Below are 22918 nucleotides of genomic sequence, written 5' to 3' on the forward strand. Positions count from 1 at the left end.
GCATCTGGAGTGACTATTACAACTAAGTTATTTGTATGAAAGGTGGTTACTAATTGTTTTGGATTATAATTATAAATTAACGAATTGGTTGTACCATGCTCTACATGTAATCCTTTAACAAAATTCTCTCCATGCTTTAGCTTGGACATCTTTAATAACTTTCCAGCTTCCAACGTCAATCCAATCAAAATCTGCCTCGATGGTATAAATATCTTTTTTGATTTTTTCTAAGATACCGTTTTCTACTTCCACCTTCGGCATTTTTGGATACCATTTGTCGATGGCAGTTTGCTGTTTGCCGGTTCCTAAATATGGTTTAATCTTCTCTAGGATTTTATATACTCCCGGCAGATGCTGCTTATAAAGTTCTAGAATTGTTTCCGTCTTCCAAATAAAGTATCCGCTATTCCATAGGTAATCTTTAGTTTTTATAAACTTTTCAGCCTTTGCTTGAAATTTGGTTTTTCTTTAAAAGAATTAACCAGCTTTAACAAGGGAGCTTTGAATCTATTATTACTTTAGTTACCTTTTTCTATATAACCCAAAACCTGTGTGGGGAACGTAGGTTTAACGCCAATAGTTCAAATATGCTTCAGGATTCTCTTGTCAGACTTTTCTCGGCTTTTGACAATAGTGCCTTAAAGTATCCAGGCTCTTCTTCTATATTATGGTCGCTCCACATGGTCATAAAGCAGGAGTTTAGGCTTGTTATGGTGCATAATTAAAGCGGCCAAGGCAATTGCAGGACCCCGGTCCCGTAAGGCTGGTTCTAAAGAGTAATGTCTAGTTGGGATTTTAGGAAGCTGCTTTTGAATAGAGGATTTATACTCTTTTAGAGTCGCAATGTAAATCTGGCTCGGTTTGGTCCATTGCCGGCAGCGGTCATAAGTGTTTTGAAGAAGGGTTTTGTCGCCGATAAGCTTTAACAGTTGCTTAGGGGTGGATTTACGGCTAACCGGCCACAGACGAGTACCGCTGCCGCCGGCAAAGATTAAAATATTCATAAGATTAAGGTTTTGGGTTTTCTTTGCCTTTACTGTTGCTGTGTTCTTCGTATAACTTTAAAATCAAGCTGGCAATCTCCCCTGGGTTGGGAACATTATTAAACTCAAACCTTTGGGCTGCCCCTGCGGTTTGGATGAACACCGTGCCGTAATTGAGGAAGTTTCCAAAGATGCCAATGTTCTGGCTAGTTACATCTTCGATGGTTTCAATATTTAATTCTGATACTTCTCGGAATAATAATCCAACCTGGTCGATGTCTACGATTCGCTGATCGGTTACTACATGAACATTGAGATAGTAAAGAACCCAAATGATGAATAAAGCAACTAATAGACCGAGATAATATAATTGCACACCTACTGATAATAACGAATTGATTGTGTCTGAAGCTAGTTCAAACCCTAGTATAGCCATTAGTATTCGGATTACCACCGGTAACGACATTAATAGAGCTATCGCTAAGATTTTTAAACCGAATAAAAACCAGTGCTCTCGTACGACAAGCATGATTTTTTCATTTGGCTGCTGACTTGGAAAAATTTTATGTGACATATTAAAAAGCAAACTGAAGAGTAGTGAATGCTGCTATTACCTGAAGAATAAAAATAGCTCCGAATACCATGCTGCTGAAAACGGAGATCGAATATGTTCTGCCGTATTTGATAATTACGTAAACACTTAATAAAGCAGCTAAGGTCATAATAGCAACTATGATTAAGAAAACTATATTTGCAATGCTTTGTGCTCCGGTAAAGTCCATAATTTAGAAGATTGAAGATTGATTTGCAGGAGTGTTTTTTTCTGAAGGCATCTCCAGGTCGAATAAATCATATGCCTGCTTGGTAGCCTGTCTTCCCTTTGGGGTTCGAATTAAAAACCCGGAACGGATCAGGAATGGTTCGTGCATGTCGGAGATAGTATCTGATTCTTCACCAGTTGCTGCTGCAATAGAATTTACGCCTACCGGGCCGCCGTTAAATTGCTTGATAATAATCTCAAGGATTCGCCGGTCATGCTTGTCCAGTCCATATTCATCAATGTCGAGCATTTTTAAGCTATTCTCCGCATGTTCTGGGTTTATTTTATCATGGCCGGAAACTTGTGAAAAATCCCTAACCCTCTTTAATAAGCGGTTGGCAATACGGGGAGTGTAGCGGCTGCGCTGGGAGATAAGATCCACGGCGGCGCTATCGATAGGAGTTTTTAAGATATCAGCCGAACGGGACACGATTTGGGATAAATCCTCCGGCGAATAATAATCCAAGTGGTAAACGATGCCAAATCGGTCACGCATTGGTGCAGAGATTAAACCCACCCGGGTGGTAGCCCCGATTAATGTAAACCGTGGCAGTTCCATTCTTACGCTCCGTGCTCCAGGTCCTTTACCAATCATGATATCGAGCACGCGATCTTCCATGGCTGGGTAAAGAATTTCTTCGATAACTTTATTGAGGCGATGGATTTCGTCGATGAATAAAACATCGCCCTCATTGAGATTGGTTAGAAGGGAAGCCAAGTCGCCAGCTCGCTCAATGGCTGGACCAGAAGTGGTTTTGATATTACTTCCTAATTCCTTAGAGATAATATGAGCCAGTGTCGTCTTTCCTAATCCGGGCGGCCCGTACAGAAGCAAATGATCCAATGGTTCGTTTCGCAGTTTGGCCGCTCCTATTACAATATTTAAATTATCTTTAAGCTGCTGCTGGCCGATAAATTGCGATAAGCTTTGCGGTCGAAGCGACAATTCGAAATAACCATCATCACTATTTGCGGAATTGTTGAATAGGTTTTCTGGTGTTGTTTCGGTGTCGCTAGTGTTGATCATGGGGTTGGAAATTTTTACTGAGTGTTTGTTGTCGGAGGCGTACCGGTTGCTGGTCCTGTTGTGGTTGCTGGAACAGTAGTGGTAGCCGGAGTTATGTTCGAATTCGGGTTCGCTACAAACTCCTCTTTTTTGTGAAATAATGCAGGCGGCTGATAGGTAGAGGCAAACTTATCAGTTTTAGTCTCGCCATTCTTGGTTACAGATCGCGTCCATGTGGCCTTCATAGAGCCGTCACTCTTACGGTCGTAGGTAGTAGGTGTTCCTAATTTAACTTCGCGGCCATCGTATGTACCGTAAAAATCGAATACTAAATAATCACTGTTCTTAAAGTAAGGCCAGACCAAGATGCTGTGTCCGGTGTCGTTGGTAAATTTTAAGTCGACCACCCCGGGATAAATAGTTGCGTCTGTGCCCTGAGGTGCATAGTACTGAACTGCATAAGAGTGATTCCGGCGCTGGGTAATAGGGAGTCCGGCATGCATAGCTGCGCGAAAGGTTGTAGAAGATACTTGGCATAAGCCGCCACCTAATTCTGGCACTGTTCCTTTGTCGGCGCGAATTACTAATTCCGGTAAAAATCCTTGATCGGCTTCCACAGGTCCTAAATATTTATTAAAACTAAATTCCTCTCCAGGCTTGATGATTACCCCCTGCATTTTAGAGACCCCAACTTTAATGTTATGCCTGCGGTTGGCTGGGCTGCCGTTAAACTTAGATTCGCCGCGGCCGATAAGTTCTTTGATTCCTAAATCATTTGTGTCGGACAGAGATTTATTCGGCTGGGTGGTTTTGGTTGTAAGGTCAATTTTATTATTTCCTAATTCCAAATTAGAAAGAATCTGTAATGTAGATTGATAACGGTCTAATTGCTTGCCGATTGCTGGAGGGGTGAATTTGGTGGCCCGGCCGTTTTTAATAACTAGCTCTGGATCTTTAGTTTCGGAGTTTACCGTAACGGCAATAGTTTTAGTCCAGGAGTAAACTTTGCCTGGGTCGTACTTGTAAGTTCTGGTTTCCGGCTTAACTTTGCCCGGCTTTAAGTAGACATTTTGGATTAGTTCCTCGATAGGCCAGCTTTGGTATTTAATCATAGAGCCAACAGGTAGGGTAAAAGTTCCTTTCCATTCCGACTTTAGGCTTTCGGAAATTGTCGCCTGAGTGGTCGCATCAAAAGTAGTTACGCTTTCATAAGTTGGCACCGGAGCTTGGGTGAAAGGGGAGCCCTGGGCAGTTTCCGGAAAAAACAAAATTACCCCGGCAATAACTATTATTCCCAGGTATTGTTTGTTATGCAATTGATTAAGCTTGTTTAATATCACGTGTAAAATTTAGTCTTATGGCCTGCTTCGGCAGGTATTTTTCAATTTTCTCTGACCATTCAATGACTGTTATAACTTCTGGCCGCCCCCACAATTCCTTTAATCCCAAGTCTTCAACCTCCGCAAAACTATTGGCTCTATATAGATCCAAGTGGTAAAGCCAAACAGGCTGTTTGCTGGCAGTCTTGAGCTTGGTTTTATATTGCTGCATGATCACGAACGTCGGGCTGGTAACGGTTTTAGCTACCCCCAGGCCTTTCGCTAAAGCTTTGGTGAAGGTGGTTTTGCCGCTGCCTAGGTTCCCGGAAAGAGCTAAGACCTCTCCGCCGCGTAATTTTTTGGCAAGAATATCAGCCTTTTTTACTGCTTGAGAGAGCTTAATTCGTGTCATAATATAGCTATATTTTAGCGGGATTGACCGAATTAGTAAACTTTTAGTATAGTAATTAACTATGGTTTCTGATATTCAAGCAAAAGTAAATAAACTGATAACCGCCGCTAATCAAATAGCGGTCATTTTACCGGAACAGCTAAATGTGGATAGTACCACAGCGGCCATGGCTATTCATAAGTACTTAACAGCTATTGGAAAACAGGCTGCTGTTTTTTCATCTGGAATCAATATCCCCGGACTGGAGTTCATACCAAACCATCCTGTAATTTACTCAAACCTGGGAGCTCGCAATGAGCTTACTATTAAGGTTAATAGTCATAATGTAAAACCGAAGCAGCTTCGCTACGAGAAGCAGCAAGATGACCTGGTTATCTATATAACTCCCGAAGGAATAGAGAGTTCTTCTGATAATAATGAAAGCAAGCAGTTCACTGCCTCCGATGTGGAGATTATTCCTGCGGTGTCGTCTTTTGATCTGTTGCTGCTTGTCGGGGTAGATAATTTAGAATCAATTGGCAAGCTGTATGAAACCAACACCGAACTATTTTTCCATACGCCTAAGATTGCGATTAGTAACAAAATTGATCAGGAGTACTTTGCGACTGTAACTTGGGTGGAAAGCAATGTGCCGAGTTTGTCCGAGCAGGTTGCAGACTGGCTTGGAGCAGAGAATCCGGGAATATTAAAGGATGACTTTGTGTCCACTGCTTTGTTGGCTGGCATAATTAGCGCTACACAAAGCTTCAGTGATCCTCGTACTACGCCTGACACTCTGTCTGTTGCTGCAAAGCTGGTTAGTAACGGAGCGCGTCGCCAGGATATTATCAAACATTTGTTTAAAACCAAGCCGTTCAATTTGCTGCAGCTTTGGGGCCGGGCTTTGGCGCGGATTAAGACTTTTCAGGAAAACACCATCTTGTATACAGTGCTCACGGCGCAGGATTTTTCTAAGACTCAAACTGACTTAAGCTATTTACCACAAGTGCTTACGGAAATTATTAGCATGGCTAATAACTATAAGCTCATTATTGTGGCCGCAGAGACAGCCGCAGGGGTGGAATTGCTGTTTGCCGGGCCTCCACATGTTAAAATTAAGCAAATTGCCAGAAGTATTGACCCGACTTTTAGCGGTGCTACCCAGTTGTTACTGGGCAACTATCAGTATTTAGCTTTAGATTTGCCTAACTTTAAGCTAGAGGATTTGGAAGCTGTGGTTTCTACTCTGGGCTCAACTGGTATATAATAACTATAGTTATTTAGCCAGTAATTGTTGCATCGAAACAAAAAAGCAAAATAAAACATGGGCAGTTTTTTATCTAATACCCCCGCCGAATTGAACCGGTCCTTAACCGATCAGAAGCGGAAAATTGAAGAAGCGCAAACTCAGCGAGTGGCAGCTACTCACCATTTGCAATATTTAAACATGCAAAGTTTTCCTTTGGATCTTAACTCTTTAGCTCTAATCACCAAGGAGCAGGCTGTAGCAGCAGAATGTCTGCCGTTCTATAAAGAAGGTAAAGATTTAAAAATAGCCACGACTAATCCCGATAATCAATTATTCGGGGAGATAAAAAAACAGCTTTCCGAAAAATATAAGATCACCGTATTCTTTGTTTCGAAAACCAGTTTTAAGGACACTCTTCAGTTTTATGAAAAAGTGGTTACTCCGACTTCTAAGTTCCAAGAGGTTATACATGTTCAGACCGGGGCGGACTACTTAAAACAACTGCTGGAAATAGAAAAAGAAGTTTCCAATACTTCCAAAACCCTAGAAGTTATTTTCGGCGGAGCAGTACAGCAGGGCTCTTCTGATATCCATATTGAACCCGAAGACCATTTGCTAAAAGTGCGCTACCGAGTAGATGGAGTGTTACATGATGCTGTCCTCCTCCCTAAAGTATTTCAAAAGCCAATCATATCTAGAATTAAGCTCATGGCGAAGCTGAAGCTGAACGTAGAAAATGAGGCTCAAGACGGACGCATTACAATTATGAATGGGAAAGAGGAGATGGATGTGCGCGTATCTTCCTTGCCGTCCACTTTTGGTGAAGCTTTGGTGATGCGCTTATTGGGTGTTGGTGCTGTTGATTTGGAAATCGAACAGCTGGGTTTGCGGGGCAAGTCTCTTGAGGTTATAGAAACTCAGCTTAACAAGCCTAATGGTATGATCATTACCACTGGCCCAACTGGCAGCGGGAAAACTACGACTCTATATTCGTTCTTAAAGGAACTTAATGAGCCAGGCGTAAAAATTATTACCTTAGAAGACCCGGTTGAGTACAAAGTCCAGGGGTACAGCAGACTCCGATTGACCACCGTGTTGATTTCAGTTTTCCTAAAGCATTGCGAGCTGTATTGCGCCAGGACCCCGATGTAGTAATGGTTGGAGAAATCCGCGATCCGGAAACTGCGGAAACCGCTTTGCAGGCTGCGCTGACCGGGCATATTGTACTTTCTACTTTACACACTAATGATGCTACTGGTGCTGTACCGCGATTACTTACCATGGGGGTCAAGCCGTTTATTATCGCTCCAGCCGTCAATGCAATCATTGCTCAGCGCTTAGTAAGAAGATTGTGTGAGTTTTGCGCCAAGAAAACAGAATTGGATTCTGTGTTAAAAGAAAAAGTAGATAAGATCTTAGGCGATATTTCTTCTGCCAGCGGTTACCAAGTGCCAGTTAAAAGAGACTTTTATACTGCCAGCGGCTGCGATAAATGCGGCGGGATTGGCTATAAGGGCAGAATCGGAATCTATGAAGTCATCGAAATCGACGATAAAATGCGTGAATTGATTTTAACAGAACCGTCCGGTTTGGCTATTAAAGCTGCTGCCCACGAACAGGGAAGCATGACTATGGTTCAGGATGGACTAGTAAAAGCTTTAGACAAAATCACTGATGTTGAAGAGGTTTTCCGCGTTGCGGGGTAATAGTCTTTTTAGTCAAATTTTGATAATATAAAAATAACAATTAACGTGTTTTAGGAGGGTAAGGAAAAATATGGACAACGAAGAAAACCAAAATAACTCCGGCCAGCCGTCTGAGGAGCAGGGTAATGGCGTATTTCAAAACCACTCCGGACTCAAGACTTTGGCCGGAGTAGCCGGAATAGCTGTGTTCTTGCTCGCCGCCATCGCGTTGCGCAACAACTACCTCGACGGACGATTGCAGGGTACCGGCGCAGATGCATCATGCTATGGATACAACTGTCAGCCTTCGGTTATAATCGGCGGCCGTGGTTATACGGGAAATTATAATAGCAACCCGTTCTCTTATGGGACTTTGACCGTTTACCGTGGTCAACCTATAGAACTCACCTGGTATGGGACAAACGTAGATCGTTGTTCTGCCAAGTGGACAGGTTTCGAAGGAACCTATTATCCGCCAACAGTATATGAGGCAAGAATTACTACCCAGCAGAATTTTTCAGTAACTTGCAGCAATGGGCGCAATAAAGTTACTAGTAACTTAGTTGTTCAGGTGGGCAGGGGGTCACCTACAGATGTTGATCCATCTCCTGCGGCTGGTACTAGTTCATTGAGATAATCATAAAAACCCCGGAAGGGGTTTTTAATTTTGGCAGACATATTTATAAAAGTGATCCGATGTTTTTTGCAAGCACTCCCAGCTGGTTGGGTAAAAGACGGTTGATCTTTGATACAAATATAAAGGTTGTGGGTACTGATTAAGAAAAGATTTATTTTTGGGAGAGACCCAAAAATTTTCCCATTGTTCTCGGGTGTTCTTGTCTTCGTACAGCCCTGGAGCGGCCAGTCGGATGTTTGCCGCCAAGGTTTGCCAGCAGCCATGGCGCGTCCTGGGCGCTTAACGATAACACAAAAGCGCCTTGGTTTTTAGCGGTGAATTCCTTTATTTCTAAAATTTCTGGCTCGGTAATCAGGGGTTCTACGTTGTTGTTTGAGAATACTAGGAAGTTTCCTAAAGCTAATGCGATCGTTAGGATAGCGATAATTATCTTATATTTCGATTCGATCTTCAAGGAGGCGATGGTGAGGGATGTAAAAAATATCAGCCCTAAATCTGCATATAAAATAACCCTTTGATAAAAAGTAATTTTAAATATCATGAATCCTACAGAAACAATAAGCATTCCTAGCCACGGTATATGTGACCTGTTCTTTATGCTTTGGTAAACAGAAACTGCGGCTAGAGGTATTAAGTACCAGCTGTATCTCAGGTAATCAATCACTGTTAAAAACTGCCCGTCTTGTACATGCGAGTCCAGTAATCGTAAAAAGTAATTATAGCCGTTCAACCCGAATAGAAATATTAAAATGACAGCAACCAGAGATGCTACGAATATATTTTTGTTTTTGACTGGCGCAAAAACATAATACGGTAACAGTGATGCAGCTGCCATAATGGCTGTGGTTTTATGAGTTATGATAATCAACAACAAGGGAATAAGTTCCCAAAAATATTTTTTTTGCTGAATTAAGAAAAAAATGATTAGCAGCAACAATTGTCCATAAGCGGCTTTCCAGAGGAACATCGTGTAGCTTTGCGTTTGGGCGATAGAGAATGCAAAAAGTATAATCCCGGTTATTGCCGCAACCCGGCCATATTTTTTTAAGATTGCATACAAGACCATTCCGCTAAACGCGTAGAAGGCAACAAATAAAACATGCAATGCCGGAAGCTGAGGCAGGCGCAGCCAATTAAGGAACACAAACAGATGGTTTCCATAATCATTAACTTGCCCGGCCATGTAATGGAGAGAGTTAAGCGGGGTATGTTGAACGGCGTAAGAGTAAAACCCATAATCGTACCCATAGTTATTGAAACCCAATGGGTGGGAGATTAGGTGGATTGTTACTATAAACCCGCCAAGCAGTATAAGTAGTAGTAAATTGAAAAATTTCGACTTTTTCATTTCATCCTAATTATACTTGAAATAACCAAAAACACCCATATATTCAACAATAATAGGAATTTTGGTATTGACATATTTAGTAGAATATGGTAGAATATCGTTTTGCAAGTGAGGTGTTGGAAGTCCTGCTTCCAGAGCCTTGCTTGTAAAATAGGCAAGTATGTTAGTGGACAAAACATAGGAGAGAAAAAATGAAAACTTTTAATTTCGGATTGTTGAGATTGATTTTTGTCGGTGCCGCTTTGTTCTTAGGTGCTTCGCAGGCTGCATTCGCTCAATCGAATATTTCGTCTGCGCCGTCGGCTTCGAGGAGTTTTCGGATGAACGCGGAGATGGCTCCTGAGGTTGCGAGCAAGTTGCGTGCACCGAACGCTGATCAGGTTCAGTTGGCTCAGGCTGCGGCTGTGCGTGTCATCGAACAGTATAATCGGACAGAGATCGAAAAGCGGGTATCATCTGCCCAAGCGCCGATGTTTGCTGTGTTTACCGAAGGCAATAGCTTTTCGGGGATCACAGCCTATGCCTGTAACAGTCGAGACATACCAGCAAATTCTTTGGTGATGGGGGTAAGTTTTTTACGCGGCGGTCCTGCACAATTTAAGAACGTGCTGTATGCCGTTGAGCCAATTTTGGCTGGCTGGCTTTGCTACCCTCTGGACCGCGGTCGGACATTCGTCTGGACAGAAGAAGGTGATCAGTTGGTTACTTATCAGATATACACAATTGACGCCTCTTCGACCGAACTCCTAGATATGACCCAATCGGTTAAAGACATTAATCGGTTTACTTCTGAGTTACCTGCGGCAACAAAGATCCTAAGCAGGACAACCTTCGAACGTGCAGGCCCTCTCTCGTATATTCAGCTACATGGTCCGATAAACGATTCTCAATCGATCTCGGTAATGCTTAGGGATGCAGAGACCGACTTCTATCCGAGATTGGTACCAGCTAGTGCCATAAAGAGGCTGGCTGGGAAATGGGTTGTGAATCTATCCATGTTGCCTTATAGTTTCGGTGTTAATACCGAAGTCTTGGTCCTCGCTGCCGGGGATGGTAGGACGGGTCAGCAAACTGTCACAATGCAGTAGAAATTAAGAGTTTTACGGGGCCGCGACATTGCTACTGTCGCGGCTTTTTTTATATCCCAAAACAGGCTAAAATTATAGTAATTATGCCTAAAACTTCTAATAAAAATCGATACTTATTAATAGATGGCAACGCCTTGATCCATCGGGGGTACCACGCTATCCCGGCACTTTCTACTAAGGACGGTGAACCCACTAACGCAGTATACGGTTTCACTATGATTTTACTGCGGGCTATTAAAGACTTAAAACCAACCCATATTGCCTGTAGTTTTGATTTGTCTGGACCGACATTTAGACACATAGAACACGAACATTATAAAGCCACCCGCGTTAAGCAGTCACAGGATTTGTATGACCAATTTCCTCGTGTTAAAGAAGTTGTGCGCGCCTTAAATATTCCCATTTTTGAAATCGAAGGGTTCGAAGCGGACGATGTTCTTGGAACTTTAGCGGTCAATATTTGCGAACAGCATCCTAACGGCGATTGCGATGTGATGATAGCGACCGGCGATTTAGATACTTTGCAATTGGTTAACAATTGCGTAAAAGTTTATACGCTGCGCAAGGGCCTAACCGATACTGCAATCTATGATGAACAGGCAATCTTTGATCGCTATGGTTTAACGCCAAAACAGATGATCAGTTACAAGGCGCTGCGCGGCGATCCTTCGGATAATATTAAAGGCGTTAAAGGCATTGGCGAAAAGAGTGCAGGCGACTTAATCAAGGAATTTGGCGACATCGATGGTCTGTACAATGCAATTAAAAGCGGCAAGGGAATCGAGAATATAAAACCTCGCGTACTTAAATTGTTAGTTGATGGAGAGAAAGATGCGCGGGACAGTTTTTATTTATCAACTATCATTCTAGACGTGCCGCTTAAAATTCAGATCGATCCGTATCAATTTGGTTCTAAGGATTTGGCTGCTACGACCAAAATTTTTAGCGAACTAGAATTCCGCAGCTTGTTGGACAAGCTGCCCAAAAATTATGCAGCGGCTAAAAGTGACGACGCTGCTGTCGTAGAAGAAGGGACTGAGCCGGTAAACGTCGATATCGGCAAGCAGGATTATCAATTAATAGACGACACATCAAAATTAGTACCGCTTCTTAAGAAGCTCGATAAACAAACCGAAATAGTTATTGATACGGAAACCGATCAGTTAAATCAGATTGAGGCTAATATTATTGGCATCTCCTTAAGCTTTAAGTCTGGGGAAGCTTACTATATAACAGTGGAAGTATTAAATCAAAGCAAAGAACTGCGAGATTTAATTTCTAGCTCTAAACTTAAAAAAAGCGGCCAGAATATTAAGTACGATTATCACACTTTTAGCAACCTGGGATTGGAGTTATCTCCTTTGCATTTTGATACCATGCTTGCTGCTTATTTGATAAATTCCGGTACCCGTCAGTATGGATTAGATGCCATGGCTTTTAACTTGCTTGGCTATCAGATGCAATCGATTACCGAATTGATCGGCAAAGGCAAGAATCAGATTTCCATGAAGGATGTGCCAGTAGAAAAAGTTTCCTGGTATGCGGCCGAAGACGCCGATATGACTTTGCGTATTAAGGAGATTCTTGAAAAAGAATTAAAGAAAGAAAAACTAGAAAAAGTATTTTTTGATATCGAAATGCCTCTGATTCCTGTATTGGCTCGCATGGAGAGGGCGGGGATAAAAGTTAATGCCGAGTTTCTTAAGGAGCTTTCCGAAGAGGCAGGCAAAGAGCTGGCAAAACTTGAAAAAAATATTTATAAACAAGCAGGAGAAGAGTTTAACATTAACTCTCCAAAGCAGCTGCAAGAAATTTTGTATAAAAAGCTTGGTTTAACTAGCGGCAAGAAGAATAAAACCGGGTTGTCTACCGCAGCTGGTCAATTAGATAAAATGCGCGACGAACACCCAATTGTAAATGAGATTCTAAATTATCGCGAATTGGCGAAATTGAAGTCAACTTATTTAGACTCACTACCGGAATTGATTAATTCGCGGACTGACCGCATTCATACTAATTACAACCAGACTATTGCTGCCACTGGCCGTTTGTCCAGCACGGACCCTAATTTGCAAAATATCCCTATCAAAGGCGATGGCATGGGTTCGAAAGTACGCCAAGCTTTTGTGGCTGAAAAGGGTTATAAGCTAGTTTCATTGGATTACTCTCAAATTGAGTTGCGCATTGCCGCGCATTTGTCTGGTGATAAGAATATGAAAAAGATTTTCGCCAACAACGAAGATATTCATACTCAGACGGCAATGGCCTTGTTTGATGTGAAGGAAGACAAAGTTGTGCCGGATATGCGCCGTTATGCAAAGACTGTTAACTTTGGGATTCTGTACGGTTTGTCCAGCTTTGGTTTTTCCGACCGTGTTAGCGGCGTCTCAGTAGGGGAAGCGAAAGATTTTATTGATAAATATTTTAAAGCTTTTCCTAAGATTCAGGATTATATGGAAGCTACCAAAATGCAGGTGCGCGAAGACGCAATGGTCTGCAGCGAAACTGGGCGCGTACGAAAGTTCCCAGAGATTAAATCCCCTCAATACTTTATTCGGCAGGCTGCCGAGCGGGCCGCGATTAATTTCCCGATTCAGAGCTTAAGCGCGGACATTATCAAGGTGGCGATGATAGAAATAGATAAGTTACTCAGAGGTAAAGATGATGAAGTTCGAATGCTATTGCAGGTGCATGACGAATTAGTGTTCGAAATAGCGGAAGATAAAGTAGAGCCGTGGATTGAAAAAATTAAACCTCTCATGGAAAATGCCATTAAGCTTTCTGTTCCTGTTATAGTAGAAGCCAAAGTAGGCGACAATTGGGGAGAGATGGAGAAGAAATAAAAAAACCGCCGAATGGCGGTTTTAATTTACTTAGAAAGTTTTGCGATGGCTTTAGCCAAACGGGACTTTTTGCGGGAAGCTGTGTTTTTGTGAAGCACATTCTTCTTTACTGCCTTGTCGATTGCAGACATTGCTTTCTTCAAGCTTTCTGCTGCATCTTTGGCAGAGCCGCTAGCTACTAAGCTCTTGGTTGCTTTGACAGCGCTTTTGAATTTGCTCTTAGTTCGCAAATTAATAGTGTTGCGGCGGCGAGATTGGCGCATGGCCTTTTTCGCGGAACTAGTATTAGGCATTGTAAATGTTTAGATTTAATAGTGCGCCATGTTTAGATAATCCATGTAGCGCGTGTGCTTTGTAACCCTTACCTAAAGTGGACACGGAAGATAGGGAATAAATTAAGCCTTACTATTATATAGAAAACCCGCACTTTTGGCAAGAGCGGGCTTGTATTTACTTGTTAACGCTTCTTTTTTAGCTTGTGGAGTTGCTTAAGCTCGGCAATTTGATCGCGCAATTTCGCTGCTAACTCGAATTCCAAGTTTTGAGATGCCAGTTCCATCTGGTCGTTAAGCTCCTCTATATATAACTTCACTTCATCGCCGCTAAGCTTACTGGCGTCGATTTGGCCTTCTTGAATGCCCGGCAAGCTCTCTTTGGTGCCAGCTAAGCGAGAATCAGCAATGGCTTTTTGAATGCTTTCTGGAGTAATTCCATGCTTTGCGTTGTAGTCTTCCTGCACTTTGCGACGTCGGGTGGTCTCGTCGATAGCAGCTTTCATGGATTTGGTTATTCGATCGGCATACATGATGACATGGCCATTTAAGTGGCGGGCTGCACGTCCCATGATCTGCATAAAAGAAGTTTCGCTGCGCAAGAAGCCCTCTTTGTCTGCGTCTAAGATTGCCACCAAAGAAACTTCCGGCAGGTCTAATCCTTCGCGAAGCAGGTTAATGCCTATAATGACATCGTAAACTCCCAACCGCAGATCGCGTAAAATTTCTAAACGGTCAAACGTATCAACTTCGCTATGCAGGTATTGAGCCTTAATGCCGGCCTCTGCTATGTAGGCAGCCAGTTCTTCGGCCATGCGCTTGGAAAGAGTAGTTACTAATACGCGCTGGTTTTGCGAAACACGCAGACGGATTTGCTCCAGCAAGTGGTCTACCTGATTTTTAATCGGCTGGATTTCTATAGTTGGGTCGAGTAATCCGGTGGGGCGGTTAATCTGCTCTACTATTACGGTTTTTTGCAATTCTTCTATGGGCGGCAGCTTAGCCTTGGATTTAGCTATTTTAGAAGAACCGATAAATTCATTTTCTTCTAAGCTCTTTCTTATTTCATATGGTCCCGGAGTAGCAGAAACATAGACTGCCTGATGGACTTTGCCTTCAAACTCTTCAAACTTTAACGGACGATTGTCCATCGCGCTGGGTAGGCGAAAGCCATAATCTACTAAAGTGGTTTTGCGGGAGCGGTCGCCGTTGTACATGGCGCCGATTTGCGGAATAGTCTGGTGAGATTCATCTATAAATAGTAGGAAGTCATCCGGGAAGTAATCGATCAAGGTTGCAGGGGGGTCTCCTGGCCCGCGCCCGTCCAAATGGCGCGAGTAGTTTTCTATACCGCCCACGAATCCCGTATTGCTAAGCATTTCCAGGTCAAAATTAGTACGTTGTTCCAAGCGGGCAGCTTCTAAAATTTTTCCTTCTTTGCGTAATTCTGCCAGGCGCTGTCGCAGTTCGACGCGGATTTTATCCATAGCGGTATGGACTTTTTCGTCAGTAGTGGCAAAGTGCTTGGCTGGGAACACTTTTATGTATGACAATTCCTCTAAAACTTCGCCACTAATCATATGACGGCGTTCGATCTGCTCTAATTCGTCCCCAAAGAACCGTAAAGTAATCACTGTATCTTCTGAAGCTAAAACTATTTCTAAAGTATCACCCTGCGCGCGATATGTGCCTCGGCGAAGATCGTAATCGTTGCGTCCGTATTGCATGTCTGTTAAGCGCGCCAGCAGGCGATCGCGTTTATAGTTTTGCCCCTTCTTGAGTTCTAATGACAAGTCTAAGTAGTCGGCTGGGTTGCCTAAACCATAGATACAAGATACTGACGCCACTATTAATACATCGCTGCGAGACATTAAAGAAGTTGTCGCGGCGTTTCGCAGGCGGTCGATCTCTTCGTTGATCTGAGTTTCTTTTTCGATGAATGTGTCAGAGCGGGGGATGTAGGCTTCTGGTTGGTAGTAGTCGTAGTAAGAAACAAAGTAGTGTACCGCATTGTCTGGAAAAAATTCCTGAAACTCGCTGGCTAATTGCGCTGCTAAAGTTTTGTTATGGCAAATTACCAACGTTGGCCTTTGGATTTTATTGACGATGTTGGCCATCGTAAAAGTTTTACCCGAACCTGTTACTCCAAGCAATGTCTGGTGTTTAAAACCGCGTTCTAAAGAAGAAACTAAACCCTCAATTGCTTGAGGTTGGTCTCCCGAAGGCTTGTATTTTGTTTCCAATTTGAACTTCATACATATAATTTACCTTAAATGGCTAGCATTGACAAAACTCTTCTAAATTGGTATTATTCGGTGTTCTACGAAAGTGTTTTAGAACGAATCGAATACACTTAGGAGGTATAGATGAAAAGAGTAACAATAGCATTGCTTCTGTTGGTTGTTTGTTTTGTTAGCATGGGTTCTGAATGTGATGGACCAAATACCGAGGAAAGGAAGCAGTTCGAGAAAAAAAAGGAAAACACCCAAAGCTTGATGTCAAAGCAGGAGACGCCGGTTATCGGCTATTCCATGGACAGGTATCTGTTATCGGAAAGAATCACCAGGTTTAACAGTCCCAATAAGATGAGTTATTTGTATGTGGTGCTGGCAGACGGTACTTGGCTGCAAATAACAATTCTGGGGAAGCTCACCAGTACAAGCAAAAGGCTGACCAAGCCCGAGGAGGAATACTGGATTATGGGGTCTAATAATACTCTGGGTCCGGCTGCCGATGAGATGGGCGTGTATGGCAGCAGTGATCCTGCAAAAGTGGGTATGACAACTTTGGGGAGCCTTATCGAGTTTGGTGGTTTTGCTTCTTATATATATAGTGAGACCCCGCTTAATTTTAAAGGCAAAAATGTGATCGAGCTGACTGTTGAAGCAACTCCGGAAGAAAAGGAGCAGCTTACGAAGAAGCTCGAGCAGATGAAGAACGCAATGAGGTAGATATTAAGGGAGGAAATATGGGAAAAGTAATTGTAGGAATTATTGTCGTGGTGTTGTTATTTGTTGCATTATTTCTGCTAGGCATAATCGGCCGAGGGGTGGATACTGCTTCGAAAGTTGCAGACAAGACTGTCTTCAATGAGGACAAGATTGTTTATAGCTACGAAGAGTTTCACCGCAAGTACGAAGCTTATCAGCAGTACAAGTCTCAGCAGGAAGCCGCGGAAGGCAAACTTAAAGAGCTTGAAGCGAAAGGCGTTAAATCCGGTCAGAGGTACGACAATCTGGCAATGGAAGCCGACGGCGCAAGGCAAATGCGGAATCGCATTGCAAGCGAGTACAACGCGATGAGCAAGATCGCTTACCAGGGAATCTGGAAGGATAAAGGTCTTCCGGAAAAGCTGGAGTGATCTACGCATGAATCATTGGATTAGAAGTTATACTTTATAGACGAGATTAATTCTCGTCTTTTATTTTTGGACATAGGCAGTGTTTTGACCATAGCTTGAACTTATGGCAAAATTATCTCATGTCTAAAGTAATAGAGGTCGTAAATTTAAAGAAATCTTACCCACTCCCAAAGCAGGATCGCAAGAACGGCGAGACTATTTTTGAAGCAGTAAAGGGAACATCTTTCGAAGTTCATGAAGGTGAGATTTTTGGCATACTTGGCCCTAACGGAGCTGGCAAGACTACAACTTTAGAAATCATTGAAGGATTAAAGGAACAGACTGCAGGCACTGTAAAAGTGTTGGGCTTGGATAATGTTAAGGACAATGCTGCTATAAAAAAGCAGATTGGCGTGCAATTGCAATCTAGCGAATATATTGCCCAAATGACATTAGCCGAACTTTTGACCTTATTTGCCGGTTTATACGGCAAGCCGGCCGATGTAGACAGATTGCTTGGTTTTGTAAATTTGGAGTCAAAAAAGCACTCTTTAGTTAAAGATTTATCAGGAGGGCAAAAGCAGCGCTTTACTTTAGCTTCCGCTTTGGTTAATGATCCGAAGGTTTTGTTTTTAGATGAGCCTACCACTGGCTTGGATCCGCGCGCTCGCCGCGACGTATGGGATCTTGTTAAAAAGATCAACGAATCTGGCATAACTATCGTGTTAACCACTCATTATATGGAAGAGGCTGAGTATCTGTGCGACCGTGTGGCCATTATGGATTCCGGAACAATCTTAGCTATTAATAATCCCAAGCAGCTCATCGAGGACTTGTCACACACCACTCAAATTTCATTTTTAACCGAAGACGAGATTAATGAATCTATCTGGAAGGAGATTCCGGAAATAGAAAAAGTTTACAGTAACTATCCGAAGGTTGTTTTAGAAATCAAGCGCTTGGATGTGGTGGGCGATGTGGTAAACTTGCTGCGCCAGAAGAATATTGCTTTTAGCAGTTTCACCTTGCGCACAGCTAGTTTGGAAGATGTGTATTTGGATCTAACAGGTAAAGTTTTTGAAGACTAATATGAGCAATTCTATTACTAACTCATCTTTGTACCAATTATTTTTAATGAACTCCAGGATGCTTTATCGCAACTGGACTGGTTTATTTTTTACTTTAGTGATGCCGGTCGTTATTTATGTAGCGCTGTCGGTTCTGCCGATTGGCGATTTAGTCGGTGCGCGCGTGAGTTACTCGCAGTTTGTGCTTCCAGGAATTATTGCCATGACTATTATGCAGGGTGGTATCTACTCTTTGGCATACTGGATGATCGATCTGAAATCGCGAAATGTAATTAAAAGATTTTTGGTTACCCCTTTAAAAACTTTTGAATTAATAGCTAGCGTACTATTGAGTAGGGTTTTGGTGGCTATGGCTCAGGTATTATTCTTAAGCGTGATCGGTTGGATATTTTTTGGCGCCACAGTCGGTTCTAGCTTATGGTTTGCTTTGGGTTTCGCAGCGCTGGGTGCACCAATCTTTTTGCTAATCGGTTTGCTGATTTCAACTTTTGCAGATTCTTACGAAGCCGCCGCACCAGTCACTGCTGCTATCGGCATGCCATTACTATTTTTGGGAAATATTTTTTATCCAATCGAGGTCTTGCCGAGGGTTTTTCAACTGATTGCCAAGTTGCTGCCGACTACATATTTAGCGGATGGAATTCGCAGCGTATACTTGAACACGGGTACATGGGGCGATTGGGGTCATAATGCTCTTATTCTTATAATTTGGCTGGTAGTTATGGTTGTCTTGTGTGGTTGGTTTTTCCGTTTAAAAGAGTAATTACAGATCAAGCCTTAATGAATATTGACTATTTGCCGCTTTTGTGGTATTCTTAGTTTAATTTTGAAATAAGACACGGAGGAATCAATATGACTACTTTGACATGGATAAGCTTATTGTTCATATGCCTTGGCGAAGTTATTGGCCGTATCCCTGCGGCGCTTTCTCAAATGTTCTTGGGTTTTGTGGCAGCTCTTTTAATGGCGCATTCGCTTCAAAGATCGGTTTGCGCATTACTGTCGGAAGATTTTAAGCAATTCTTCACCACCCCCCTTATCTGGTTAATGATGATTCCCAGCTGTGTTGGGTTGGCATGGTACGTAGAGACTGTGTATTGGTATTGCATGGCACTTGGTTTTATAATCGGCGCGATTTATTCTGGCGTTAAAGCTGTAGTTTCCTTTGGGGATTTGTGCAATAAAGGGTCGGATGCCCTTATCGAAAAGCATAGTGAGATCGGCGCTATAGGTGGGTGAGTTCGCTTCCGTAAAAAGCAAGCAAAGTAGTTAACGTAAAACCTCGTTCTATCGAACGAGGTTTTTATGTTGTCTATTGGCTTTTAGGTTTGGTGATATTTGGCTTTCTACCATAATTGATGATGAGTTTTTTCGGCAACTTTACATTGGGCAAGTTTTCCATTTCCTCAGGCAGTTTATCCTTAGGAATGGCAGTTAAGGGAACCTGCAGAGCAAAACTTAAGGCTTTGGCCATGGCCACACCCACGCGAATCCCAGTGAACGATCCTGGTCCGGAACACACGATTATTTTTTCTATCTTTTTCAAACCCACTTTATGATTTTTTAAAAACTTTTCCAATAATTCCAGAGTTCGGAAGTTTTCATTAAAAGCCAAAGTTTTTTTAAAAGACTTTACTTGTTTCCCGATTAGTATAAATTCTACAGAATCAAAATCACTCGTATTAATATATAGTGTCATTAATTTAACAGCTCCTTTACTATTTGCCGATCGTCCCAGCTAATTCTTTTATCCCCAGGGAGGACCAAGAACTGCTCACTGCCTTTGCCGGTGATTAGAATAAGATCACCTGGCTTAGCAACCGCAACCGCTTTTTCTATCGCTGCTTTTCTGTCTAATTCAACCATGACTTTCTGCACTTTTTTATTTGGGCCGGCTTCTTTTATACCTTCTTGAATATTCTGGGCAATTTCATGCGGATCGCTGTCGTACACGTCGTCGTTGGTGATAATAATCGTATCGGCAAATTGCGCGCTGATCTTGCCAAACTCAAAACGCTTATCTACGTCCCGATGCCCTCCAGTCGCGCCAAATACATGAATCAGCTTATTATGCTCTATTAATTGAGCTGCCCGCAACGATTCTTCGAGTGGTTTTGGTTCTGGCGCGTAATCAACTATGACCGTAAACTGTTTATTGTTAGGGATGGTCTCCATTCTGCCCGGGACAGTGCCAAAAGATTCTAATGCGCGGCTGGATTCTGCCAGGCTTACGCCAAAGAACTGCGCCATGCCAATAGCTAACAAGGCATTAGAGATATTAAAAGAACCTTTAAGGTTTAAATGAAATTTATTCATCTCAACTTCAAATCCTAAGCCTGTCTCCGATACTATGATATTTTCCGCTCGCAGTACAGGCACAGATGTTTGCGCAATTTTATCTTCGCGGGTAGAAGTGCCGAATTTCTTAGAGCTACTAAAGTTTAAGAAGTACTGATAGTTAGGATCGTCAGTGTTTGCGCCAATGACTCCGCTTTTGTTTACAGAAGCAAATAATTTTCCTTTAGCCGCCCGGTATTTTTCGAAGCTGCCATGGCTATCTATATGAGCAGGGGACAGGTTGGTAAACAAAGCTCCGGTAAAGTTTATGCCGTGATGGCGATTTTGCGCCAGTCCTTCGCTTGTCGCTTCTATAACTGCAAACTTACAGCCTTTGTCTAAATAGTCGCGCAAATTTTTCTGGATCAAAGACCCGGCCGGCATAGATAGTCCCTGCTTATTTACTATAGGTGTCGAACCGTCAAAATTTCCGACCGTAGTGATGTAACCGGTCTTGTGGCCTGTCTTGTTCAGGATATGAGCCAGCATCATGACCGTGGTGGACTTTCCTGCGGTTCCAGTAACACCGATCACCTTTAGTTCAGAACTTGGGTTGCCGTAATACCATCCTGCAGTTGTAGCTGCCAAACCATGATATACAGGCTGCAAGGCTTTAAACAGTGATTTGGGAATTAACGGGCGAATAAAGTTTTTAACATTTTTTAGCATATCTTTCCTAATTATAACTTGCTTAAAACAAGAATACAAAAGCGAATTTTTTTGAAAATTTCGTTATAATTATAGGAGATGAAACAGCTCACGAAACAAACACTATCAATATATTGGAAAGCCACTAAGCCATATTTTTGGCCAGGTGTTGGTTTGATATTGTTTTTGCTTGTTGCAATTGCTGTAGATTTATTACAGCCCTTGGCTTACCGGGGCTTATTTAACTCGTTAGCTGACTCTAATGCTCCGATATCAGAGGCTACGAGGTATGTTTATTATATCTTCGGTTTGGGGCTCGGTACTTTTATTGCTTGGCGGGTAATTACCACAATAGTTGACGTGTATTTTGATGAGATTCGCATTGTTTTGCTGAATCACGCATATAAATACACCACCAATCATTCGATAGCATTTTTTGCAAATAGCTTTGTCGGGTCTCTGGTTTCCAAAATAACCCGTTTCGAAAGAGCTTATGTCCGCATGGTGGACGAGATAGTTTATGGCATAGGCAAAACCTTCGTGGTTTTAATAGCAACGCTGGTAATCTTAGCTTATAAGATCCCTGTGGCTTCTATTATCATGGCGATTTGGATCGTGGTTTACCTTGTAATTATGTATAAAGTCAGTCGTTATAAAGTAAAGTTCGACTTAGAAGCTTCGAAGCAGGAAAGCGCCACCACGGCGCACATCGCAGATACCGTTACCAACAACATGAATTTGAAGCTGTTCACTGCGGAAAATTATGAATACAGGAAATTCACGGAGATCACTAAAAAACTTTATTACGACAGGCTTAAACCGAGGATTATTAGCAATGTGATAGAAGGCGCTCAGGGTTTGTTGATGAGTATTTTGGAATTTGTGATTTTGCTTATTGCTCTAAGGCTTTGGCAGCAAGGCCAGTTAACTATCGGCGATTTTGCCCTACTTCAGGGTTATCTGTTAACAATCTTCCACCACATGTGGGGCATCGGCAGGAACATTCGAAATCTGTATGAATCAACCGCAGATGCCAATGAGATGACAGATGTATTACTCACCGAACATGAAGTGATTGATAATTCTGACGCCAAGAAACTAAAGGTAAAATCCGGAGCCATCCAATTCAAAAACGTCGGATTTGAATACAAGGAAGGGGTTAAAGTCTTAAACAATTTTGAACTGTCTATCCTGGCCGGAGAGAAGGTGGCTCTGGTGGGCCCATCTGGGGGAGGGAAAACAACTATAGTAAAATTATTGATGCGTTTTTATGATGTAACTAAGGGTCAAATACTGATTGACGGTCAAGATTCTGCTTTGGTTACCCAGGAATCTTTACGAAAACAAATATCATTGGTGCCACAAGACCCAATTTTATTTCACAGGTCCTTACTAGAAAATATCCGCTATGGTAATTCCCGTGCCACAGAAAAGGAAGTCATTGCAGCCGCTAAAGCGGCTCATTGCCACGAATTCATATCAAAACTGGCCGATGGCTACGAGACTTTAGTCGGAGAACGGGGGGTCAAGCTGTCCGGGGGAGAACGCCAGCGCGTCGCTATTGCTCGGGCAATTTTAAAAAATGCCCCTATCCTGGTTTTGGATGAAGCCACCAGTTCGCTGGATTCCGAATCAGAAATCTTAATCCAAGATGCATTAAAAGTGTTGATGAAGGGCAAGACTACAATTGTCATAGCTCACAGGCTTTCTACAATTATGTCCATGGATAGAATAGTTGTAATAGAGAAAGGCAGGGTCAGCGAAGAAGGCAAGCATGAGGAGTTGCTTAAAGCTAAGCAGGGCAAGTACCAAAAACTGTGGAATATTCAAGCAGGAGGCTTTAATTAGTTGCAATCAAAATAAA

The 22918-nt window shown here is 42.5% G+C and carries 24 protein-coding genes; 12 read left to right on the forward strand and 12 right to left on the reverse strand.

Annotation, left to right across the window (positions count from 1 at the left end; translation table 11 throughout):
• Nucleotides 1-114: 114 nt before the first annotated feature.
• The 7 genes from IPM19_04890 to tsaE form a co-directional block, all read right to left on the reverse strand.
• On the reverse strand, nucleotides 115-432 hold the full coding sequence (locus tag IPM19_04890) for a hypothetical protein (protein QQS23426.1): 318 nt from the start codon (nucleotides 430-432) through the stop codon (nucleotides 115-117).
• A gap of 233 nt (nucleotides 433-665) precedes the next feature.
• Nucleotides 666-1004 (reverse strand): NTP transferase domain-containing protein, encoded by a 339-nt coding sequence (locus IPM19_04895; protein QQS22920.1) that lies wholly within the window; start codon nucleotides 1002-1004, stop codon nucleotides 666-668.
• Between the two features lie 4 nt (nucleotides 1005-1008).
• Entirely contained in the window at nucleotides 1009-1557 is a 549-nt protein-coding gene (locus IPM19_04900; GenBank protein QQS22921.1) for a PH domain-containing protein, read from the reverse strand.
• A 1-nt stretch (nucleotide 1558) separates the two neighbouring features.
• Entirely contained in the window at nucleotides 1559-1765 is a 207-nt protein-coding gene (locus IPM19_04905; protein QQS22922.1) for a hypothetical protein, read from the reverse strand.
• Nucleotides 1766-1768: 3 nt separating this feature from the next.
• Nucleotides 1769-2830, reverse strand: a complete 1062-nt coding sequence (gene ruvB, locus IPM19_04910; GenBank protein ID QQS22923.1) for a Holliday junction branch migration DNA helicase RuvB — start codon at nucleotides 2828-2830, stop codon at nucleotides 1769-1771.
• Nucleotides 2831-2844: 14 nt separating this feature from the next.
• Nucleotides 2845-4125 carry a VanW family protein gene (locus IPM19_04915; protein QQS22924.1) on the reverse strand — a complete coding sequence of 427 codons (1281 nt, stop codon included), beginning with the start codon at nucleotides 4123-4125 and terminating at the stop codon, nucleotides 2845-2847.
• A gap of 4 nt (nucleotides 4126-4129) precedes the next feature.
• Nucleotides 4130-4540, reverse strand: a complete 411-nt coding sequence (gene tsaE / locus IPM19_04920; GenBank protein QQS22925.1) for a tRNA (adenosine(37)-N6)-threonylcarbamoyltransferase complex ATPase subunit type 1 TsaE — start codon at nucleotides 4538-4540, stop codon at nucleotides 4130-4132.
• 61 nt (nucleotides 4541-4601) lie between these two features.
• Between tsaE and IPM19_04925 the strand changes: the two genes are divergently transcribed.
• The 4 genes from IPM19_04925 to IPM19_04940 all read left to right on the forward strand — a co-directional run bounded on the left by IPM19_04925 (nucleotide 4602) and on the right by IPM19_04940 (nucleotide 8090).
• Entirely contained in the window at nucleotides 4602-5786 is a 1185-nt protein-coding gene (locus IPM19_04925) for a hypothetical protein (GenBank protein ID QQS22926.1), read from the forward strand.
• A gap of 57 nt (nucleotides 5787-5843) precedes the next feature.
• Entirely contained in the window at nucleotides 5844-6920 is a 1077-nt protein-coding gene (gene tadA / locus IPM19_04930) for a Flp pilus assembly complex ATPase component TadA (protein QQS22927.1), read from the forward strand.
• The gene (gene tadA, locus IPM19_04935; GenBank protein QQS23427.1) at nucleotides 6851-7474 is read left to right on the forward strand and encodes a Flp pilus assembly complex ATPase component TadA; all 624 of its coding nucleotides are present in this window, start codon (nucleotides 6851-6853) and stop codon (nucleotides 7472-7474) included. The genes tadA (IPM19_04930) and tadA (IPM19_04935) overlap by 70 nt, the downstream gene beginning before the upstream one ends.
• A 70-nt stretch (nucleotides 7475-7544) precedes the next feature.
• Nucleotides 7545-8090 carry a hypothetical protein gene (locus IPM19_04940; GenBank protein ID QQS22928.1) on the forward strand — a complete coding sequence of 182 codons (546 nt, stop codon included), beginning with the start codon at nucleotides 7545-7547 and terminating at the stop codon, nucleotides 8088-8090.
• Between the two features lie 151 nt (nucleotides 8091-8241).
• Here IPM19_04940 and IPM19_04945 read toward each other — a convergent pair whose 3' ends face one another.
• A complete protein-coding gene (locus IPM19_04945; protein QQS22929.1) occupies nucleotides 8242-9438 on the reverse strand; it encodes a hypothetical protein in 1197 nt (398 codons plus the stop codon).
• 191 nt (nucleotides 9439-9629) lie between these two features.
• Here IPM19_04945 and IPM19_04950 point away from each other — a divergent pair, with 191 nt between their 5' ends.
• Nucleotides 9630-10526: a hypothetical protein gene (locus IPM19_04950; GenBank protein QQS22930.1), complete on the forward strand. Its 897-nt coding sequence runs from the start codon at nucleotides 9630-9632 to the stop codon at nucleotides 10524-10526.
• A gap of 83 nt (nucleotides 10527-10609) precedes the next feature.
• Complete coding sequence (gene polA / locus IPM19_04955; protein ID QQS22931.1) at nucleotides 10610-13369, forward strand: DNA polymerase I; 2760 nt, start codon at nucleotides 10610-10612, stop codon at nucleotides 13367-13369.
• Between the two features lie 26 nt (nucleotides 13370-13395).
• Here polA and IPM19_04960 read toward each other — a convergent pair whose 3' ends face one another.
• On the reverse strand, nucleotides 13396-13662 hold the full coding sequence (locus IPM19_04960) for a 30S ribosomal protein S20 (GenBank protein QQS22932.1): 267 nt from the start codon (nucleotides 13660-13662) through the stop codon (nucleotides 13396-13398).
• A gap of 164 nt (nucleotides 13663-13826) precedes the next feature.
• The gene (uvrB, locus tag IPM19_04965) at nucleotides 13827-15896 is read right to left on the reverse strand and encodes an excinuclease ABC subunit UvrB (GenBank protein QQS22933.1); all 2070 of its coding nucleotides are present in this window, start codon (nucleotides 15894-15896) and stop codon (nucleotides 13827-13829) included.
• Nucleotides 15897-16007: 111 nt separating this feature from the next.
• Here uvrB and IPM19_04970 point away from each other — a divergent pair, with 111 nt between their 5' ends.
• The 5 genes from IPM19_04970 to IPM19_04990 all read left to right on the forward strand — a co-directional run bounded on the left by IPM19_04970 (nucleotide 16008) and on the right by IPM19_04990 (nucleotide 19308).
• A complete protein-coding gene (locus tag IPM19_04970) occupies nucleotides 16008-16592 on the forward strand; it encodes a hypothetical protein (protein ID QQS22934.1) in 585 nt (194 codons plus the stop codon).
• Nucleotides 16593-16609: 17 nt separating this feature from the next.
• Nucleotides 16610-17002: a hypothetical protein gene (locus IPM19_04975; protein QQS22935.1), complete on the forward strand. Its 393-nt coding sequence runs from the start codon at nucleotides 16610-16612 to the stop codon at nucleotides 17000-17002.
• Between the two features lie 119 nt (nucleotides 17003-17121).
• Nucleotides 17122-18069, forward strand: coding sequence for an ABC transporter ATP-binding protein (locus tag IPM19_04980; protein ID QQS22936.1), 948 nt, complete (start codon nucleotides 17122-17124; stop codon nucleotides 18067-18069).
• A 1-nt stretch (nucleotide 18070) separates the two neighbouring features.
• Nucleotides 18071-18832, forward strand: a complete 762-nt coding sequence (locus IPM19_04985) for an ABC transporter permease (GenBank protein ID QQS22937.1) — start codon at nucleotides 18071-18073, stop codon at nucleotides 18830-18832.
• An 89-nt stretch (nucleotides 18833-18921) separates the two neighbouring features.
• The gene (locus IPM19_04990) at nucleotides 18922-19308 is read left to right on the forward strand and encodes a hypothetical protein (protein ID QQS22938.1); all 387 of its coding nucleotides are present in this window, start codon (nucleotides 18922-18924) and stop codon (nucleotides 19306-19308) included.
• 73 nt (nucleotides 19309-19381) lie between these two features.
• On the opposite strand, the gene IPM19_04995 is transcribed toward IPM19_04990, so the two are convergent.
• Together IPM19_04995 and IPM19_05000 are read right to left on the reverse strand one after the other, a co-directional pair.
• Nucleotides 19382-19768: a hypothetical protein gene (locus tag IPM19_04995; GenBank protein QQS22939.1), complete on the reverse strand. Its 387-nt coding sequence runs from the start codon at nucleotides 19766-19768 to the stop codon at nucleotides 19382-19384.
• Nucleotides 19768-21075, reverse strand: coding sequence for a UDP-N-acetylmuramoyl-L-alanyl-D-glutamate--2,6-diaminopimelate ligase (locus IPM19_05000; protein ID QQS22940.1), 1308 nt, complete (start codon nucleotides 21073-21075; stop codon nucleotides 19768-19770). The genes IPM19_04995 and IPM19_05000 overlap by 1 nt, the downstream gene beginning before the upstream one ends.
• A gap of 78 nt (nucleotides 21076-21153) precedes the next feature.
• Here IPM19_05000 and IPM19_05005 point away from each other — a divergent pair, with 78 nt between their 5' ends.
• Nucleotides 21154-22902, forward strand: a complete 1749-nt coding sequence (locus tag IPM19_05005; protein QQS22941.1) for an ABC transporter ATP-binding protein — start codon at nucleotides 21154-21156, stop codon at nucleotides 22900-22902.
• The last annotated feature ends 16 nt before the right edge of the window (nucleotides 22903-22918 follow it).

Source organism: bacterium, assembly GCA_016699995.1.
In the GTDB taxonomy this organism is placed as follows: domain Bacteria; phylum Patescibacteriota; class Doudnabacteria; order UBA920; family UBA920; genus UBA920.

What these genes read in the sequence shown, in the direction of transcription:
- IPM19_04895 (QQS22920.1), bottom strand. Translation starts at nt 1,004, where the DNA reads ATGAATATTTTAATCTTTGCCGGCGGCAGCGGTACTCGTCTGTGGCCG.
- IPM19_04900 (QQS22921.1), bottom strand. Translation starts at nt 1,557, where the DNA reads ATGTCACATAAAATTTTTCCAAGTCAGCAGCCAAATGAAAAAATCATG.
- IPM19_04905 (QQS22922.1), bottom strand. Translation starts at nt 1,765, where the DNA reads ATGGACTTTACCGGAGCACAAAGCATTGCAAATATAGTTTTCTTAATC.
- ruvB (QQS22923.1), bottom strand. Translation starts at nt 2,830, where the DNA reads ATGATCAACACTAGCGACACCGAAACAACACCAGAAAACCTATTCAAC.
- tsaE (QQS22925.1), bottom strand. Translation starts at nt 4,540, where the DNA reads ATGACACGAATTAAGCTCTCTCAAGCAGTAAAAAAGGCTGATATTCTT.
- IPM19_04925 (QQS22926.1), top strand. Translation starts at nt 4,602, where the DNA reads ATGGTTTCTGATATTCAAGCAAAAGTAAATAAACTGATAACCGCCGCT.
- tadA (QQS22927.1), top strand. Translation starts at nt 5,844, where the DNA reads ATGGGCAGTTTTTTATCTAATACCCCCGCCGAATTGAACCGGTCCTTA.
- IPM19_04940 (QQS22928.1), top strand. Translation starts at nt 7,545, where the DNA reads ATGGACAACGAAGAAAACCAAAATAACTCCGGCCAGCCGTCTGAGGAG.
- IPM19_04945 (QQS22929.1), bottom strand. Translation starts at nt 9,438, where the DNA reads ATGAAAAAGTCGAAATTTTTCAATTTACTACTACTTATACTGCTTGGC.
- IPM19_04950 (QQS22930.1), top strand. Translation starts at nt 9,630, where the DNA reads ATGAAAACTTTTAATTTCGGATTGTTGAGATTGATTTTTGTCGGTGCC.
- polA (QQS22931.1), top strand. Translation starts at nt 10,610, where the DNA reads ATGCCTAAAACTTCTAATAAAAATCGATACTTATTAATAGATGGCAAC.
- IPM19_04960 (QQS22932.1), bottom strand. Translation starts at nt 13,662, where the DNA reads ATGCCTAATACTAGTTCCGCGAAAAAGGCCATGCGCCAATCTCGCCGC.
- uvrB (QQS22933.1), bottom strand. Translation starts at nt 15,896, where the DNA reads ATGAAGTTCAAATTGGAAACAAAATACAAGCCTTCGGGAGACCAACCT.
- IPM19_04970 (QQS22934.1), top strand. Translation starts at nt 16,008, where the DNA reads ATGAAAAGAGTAACAATAGCATTGCTTCTGTTGGTTGTTTGTTTTGTT.
- IPM19_04975 (QQS22935.1), top strand. Translation starts at nt 16,610, where the DNA reads ATGGGAAAAGTAATTGTAGGAATTATTGTCGTGGTGTTGTTATTTGTT.
- IPM19_04980 (QQS22936.1), top strand. Translation starts at nt 17,122, where the DNA reads ATGTCTAAAGTAATAGAGGTCGTAAATTTAAAGAAATCTTACCCACTC.
- IPM19_04985 (QQS22937.1), top strand. Translation starts at nt 18,071, where the DNA reads ATGAGCAATTCTATTACTAACTCATCTTTGTACCAATTATTTTTAATG.
- IPM19_04990 (QQS22938.1), top strand. Translation starts at nt 18,922, where the DNA reads ATGACTACTTTGACATGGATAAGCTTATTGTTCATATGCCTTGGCGAA.
- IPM19_04995 (QQS22939.1), bottom strand. Translation starts at nt 19,768, where the DNA reads ATGACACTATATATTAATACGAGTGATTTTGATTCTGTAGAATTTATA.
- IPM19_05000 (QQS22940.1), bottom strand. Translation starts at nt 21,075, where the DNA reads ATGCTAAAAAATGTTAAAAACTTTATTCGCCCGTTAATTCCCAAATCA.
- IPM19_05005 (QQS22941.1), top strand. Translation starts at nt 21,154, where the DNA reads ATGAAACAGCTCACGAAACAAACACTATCAATATATTGGAAAGCCACT.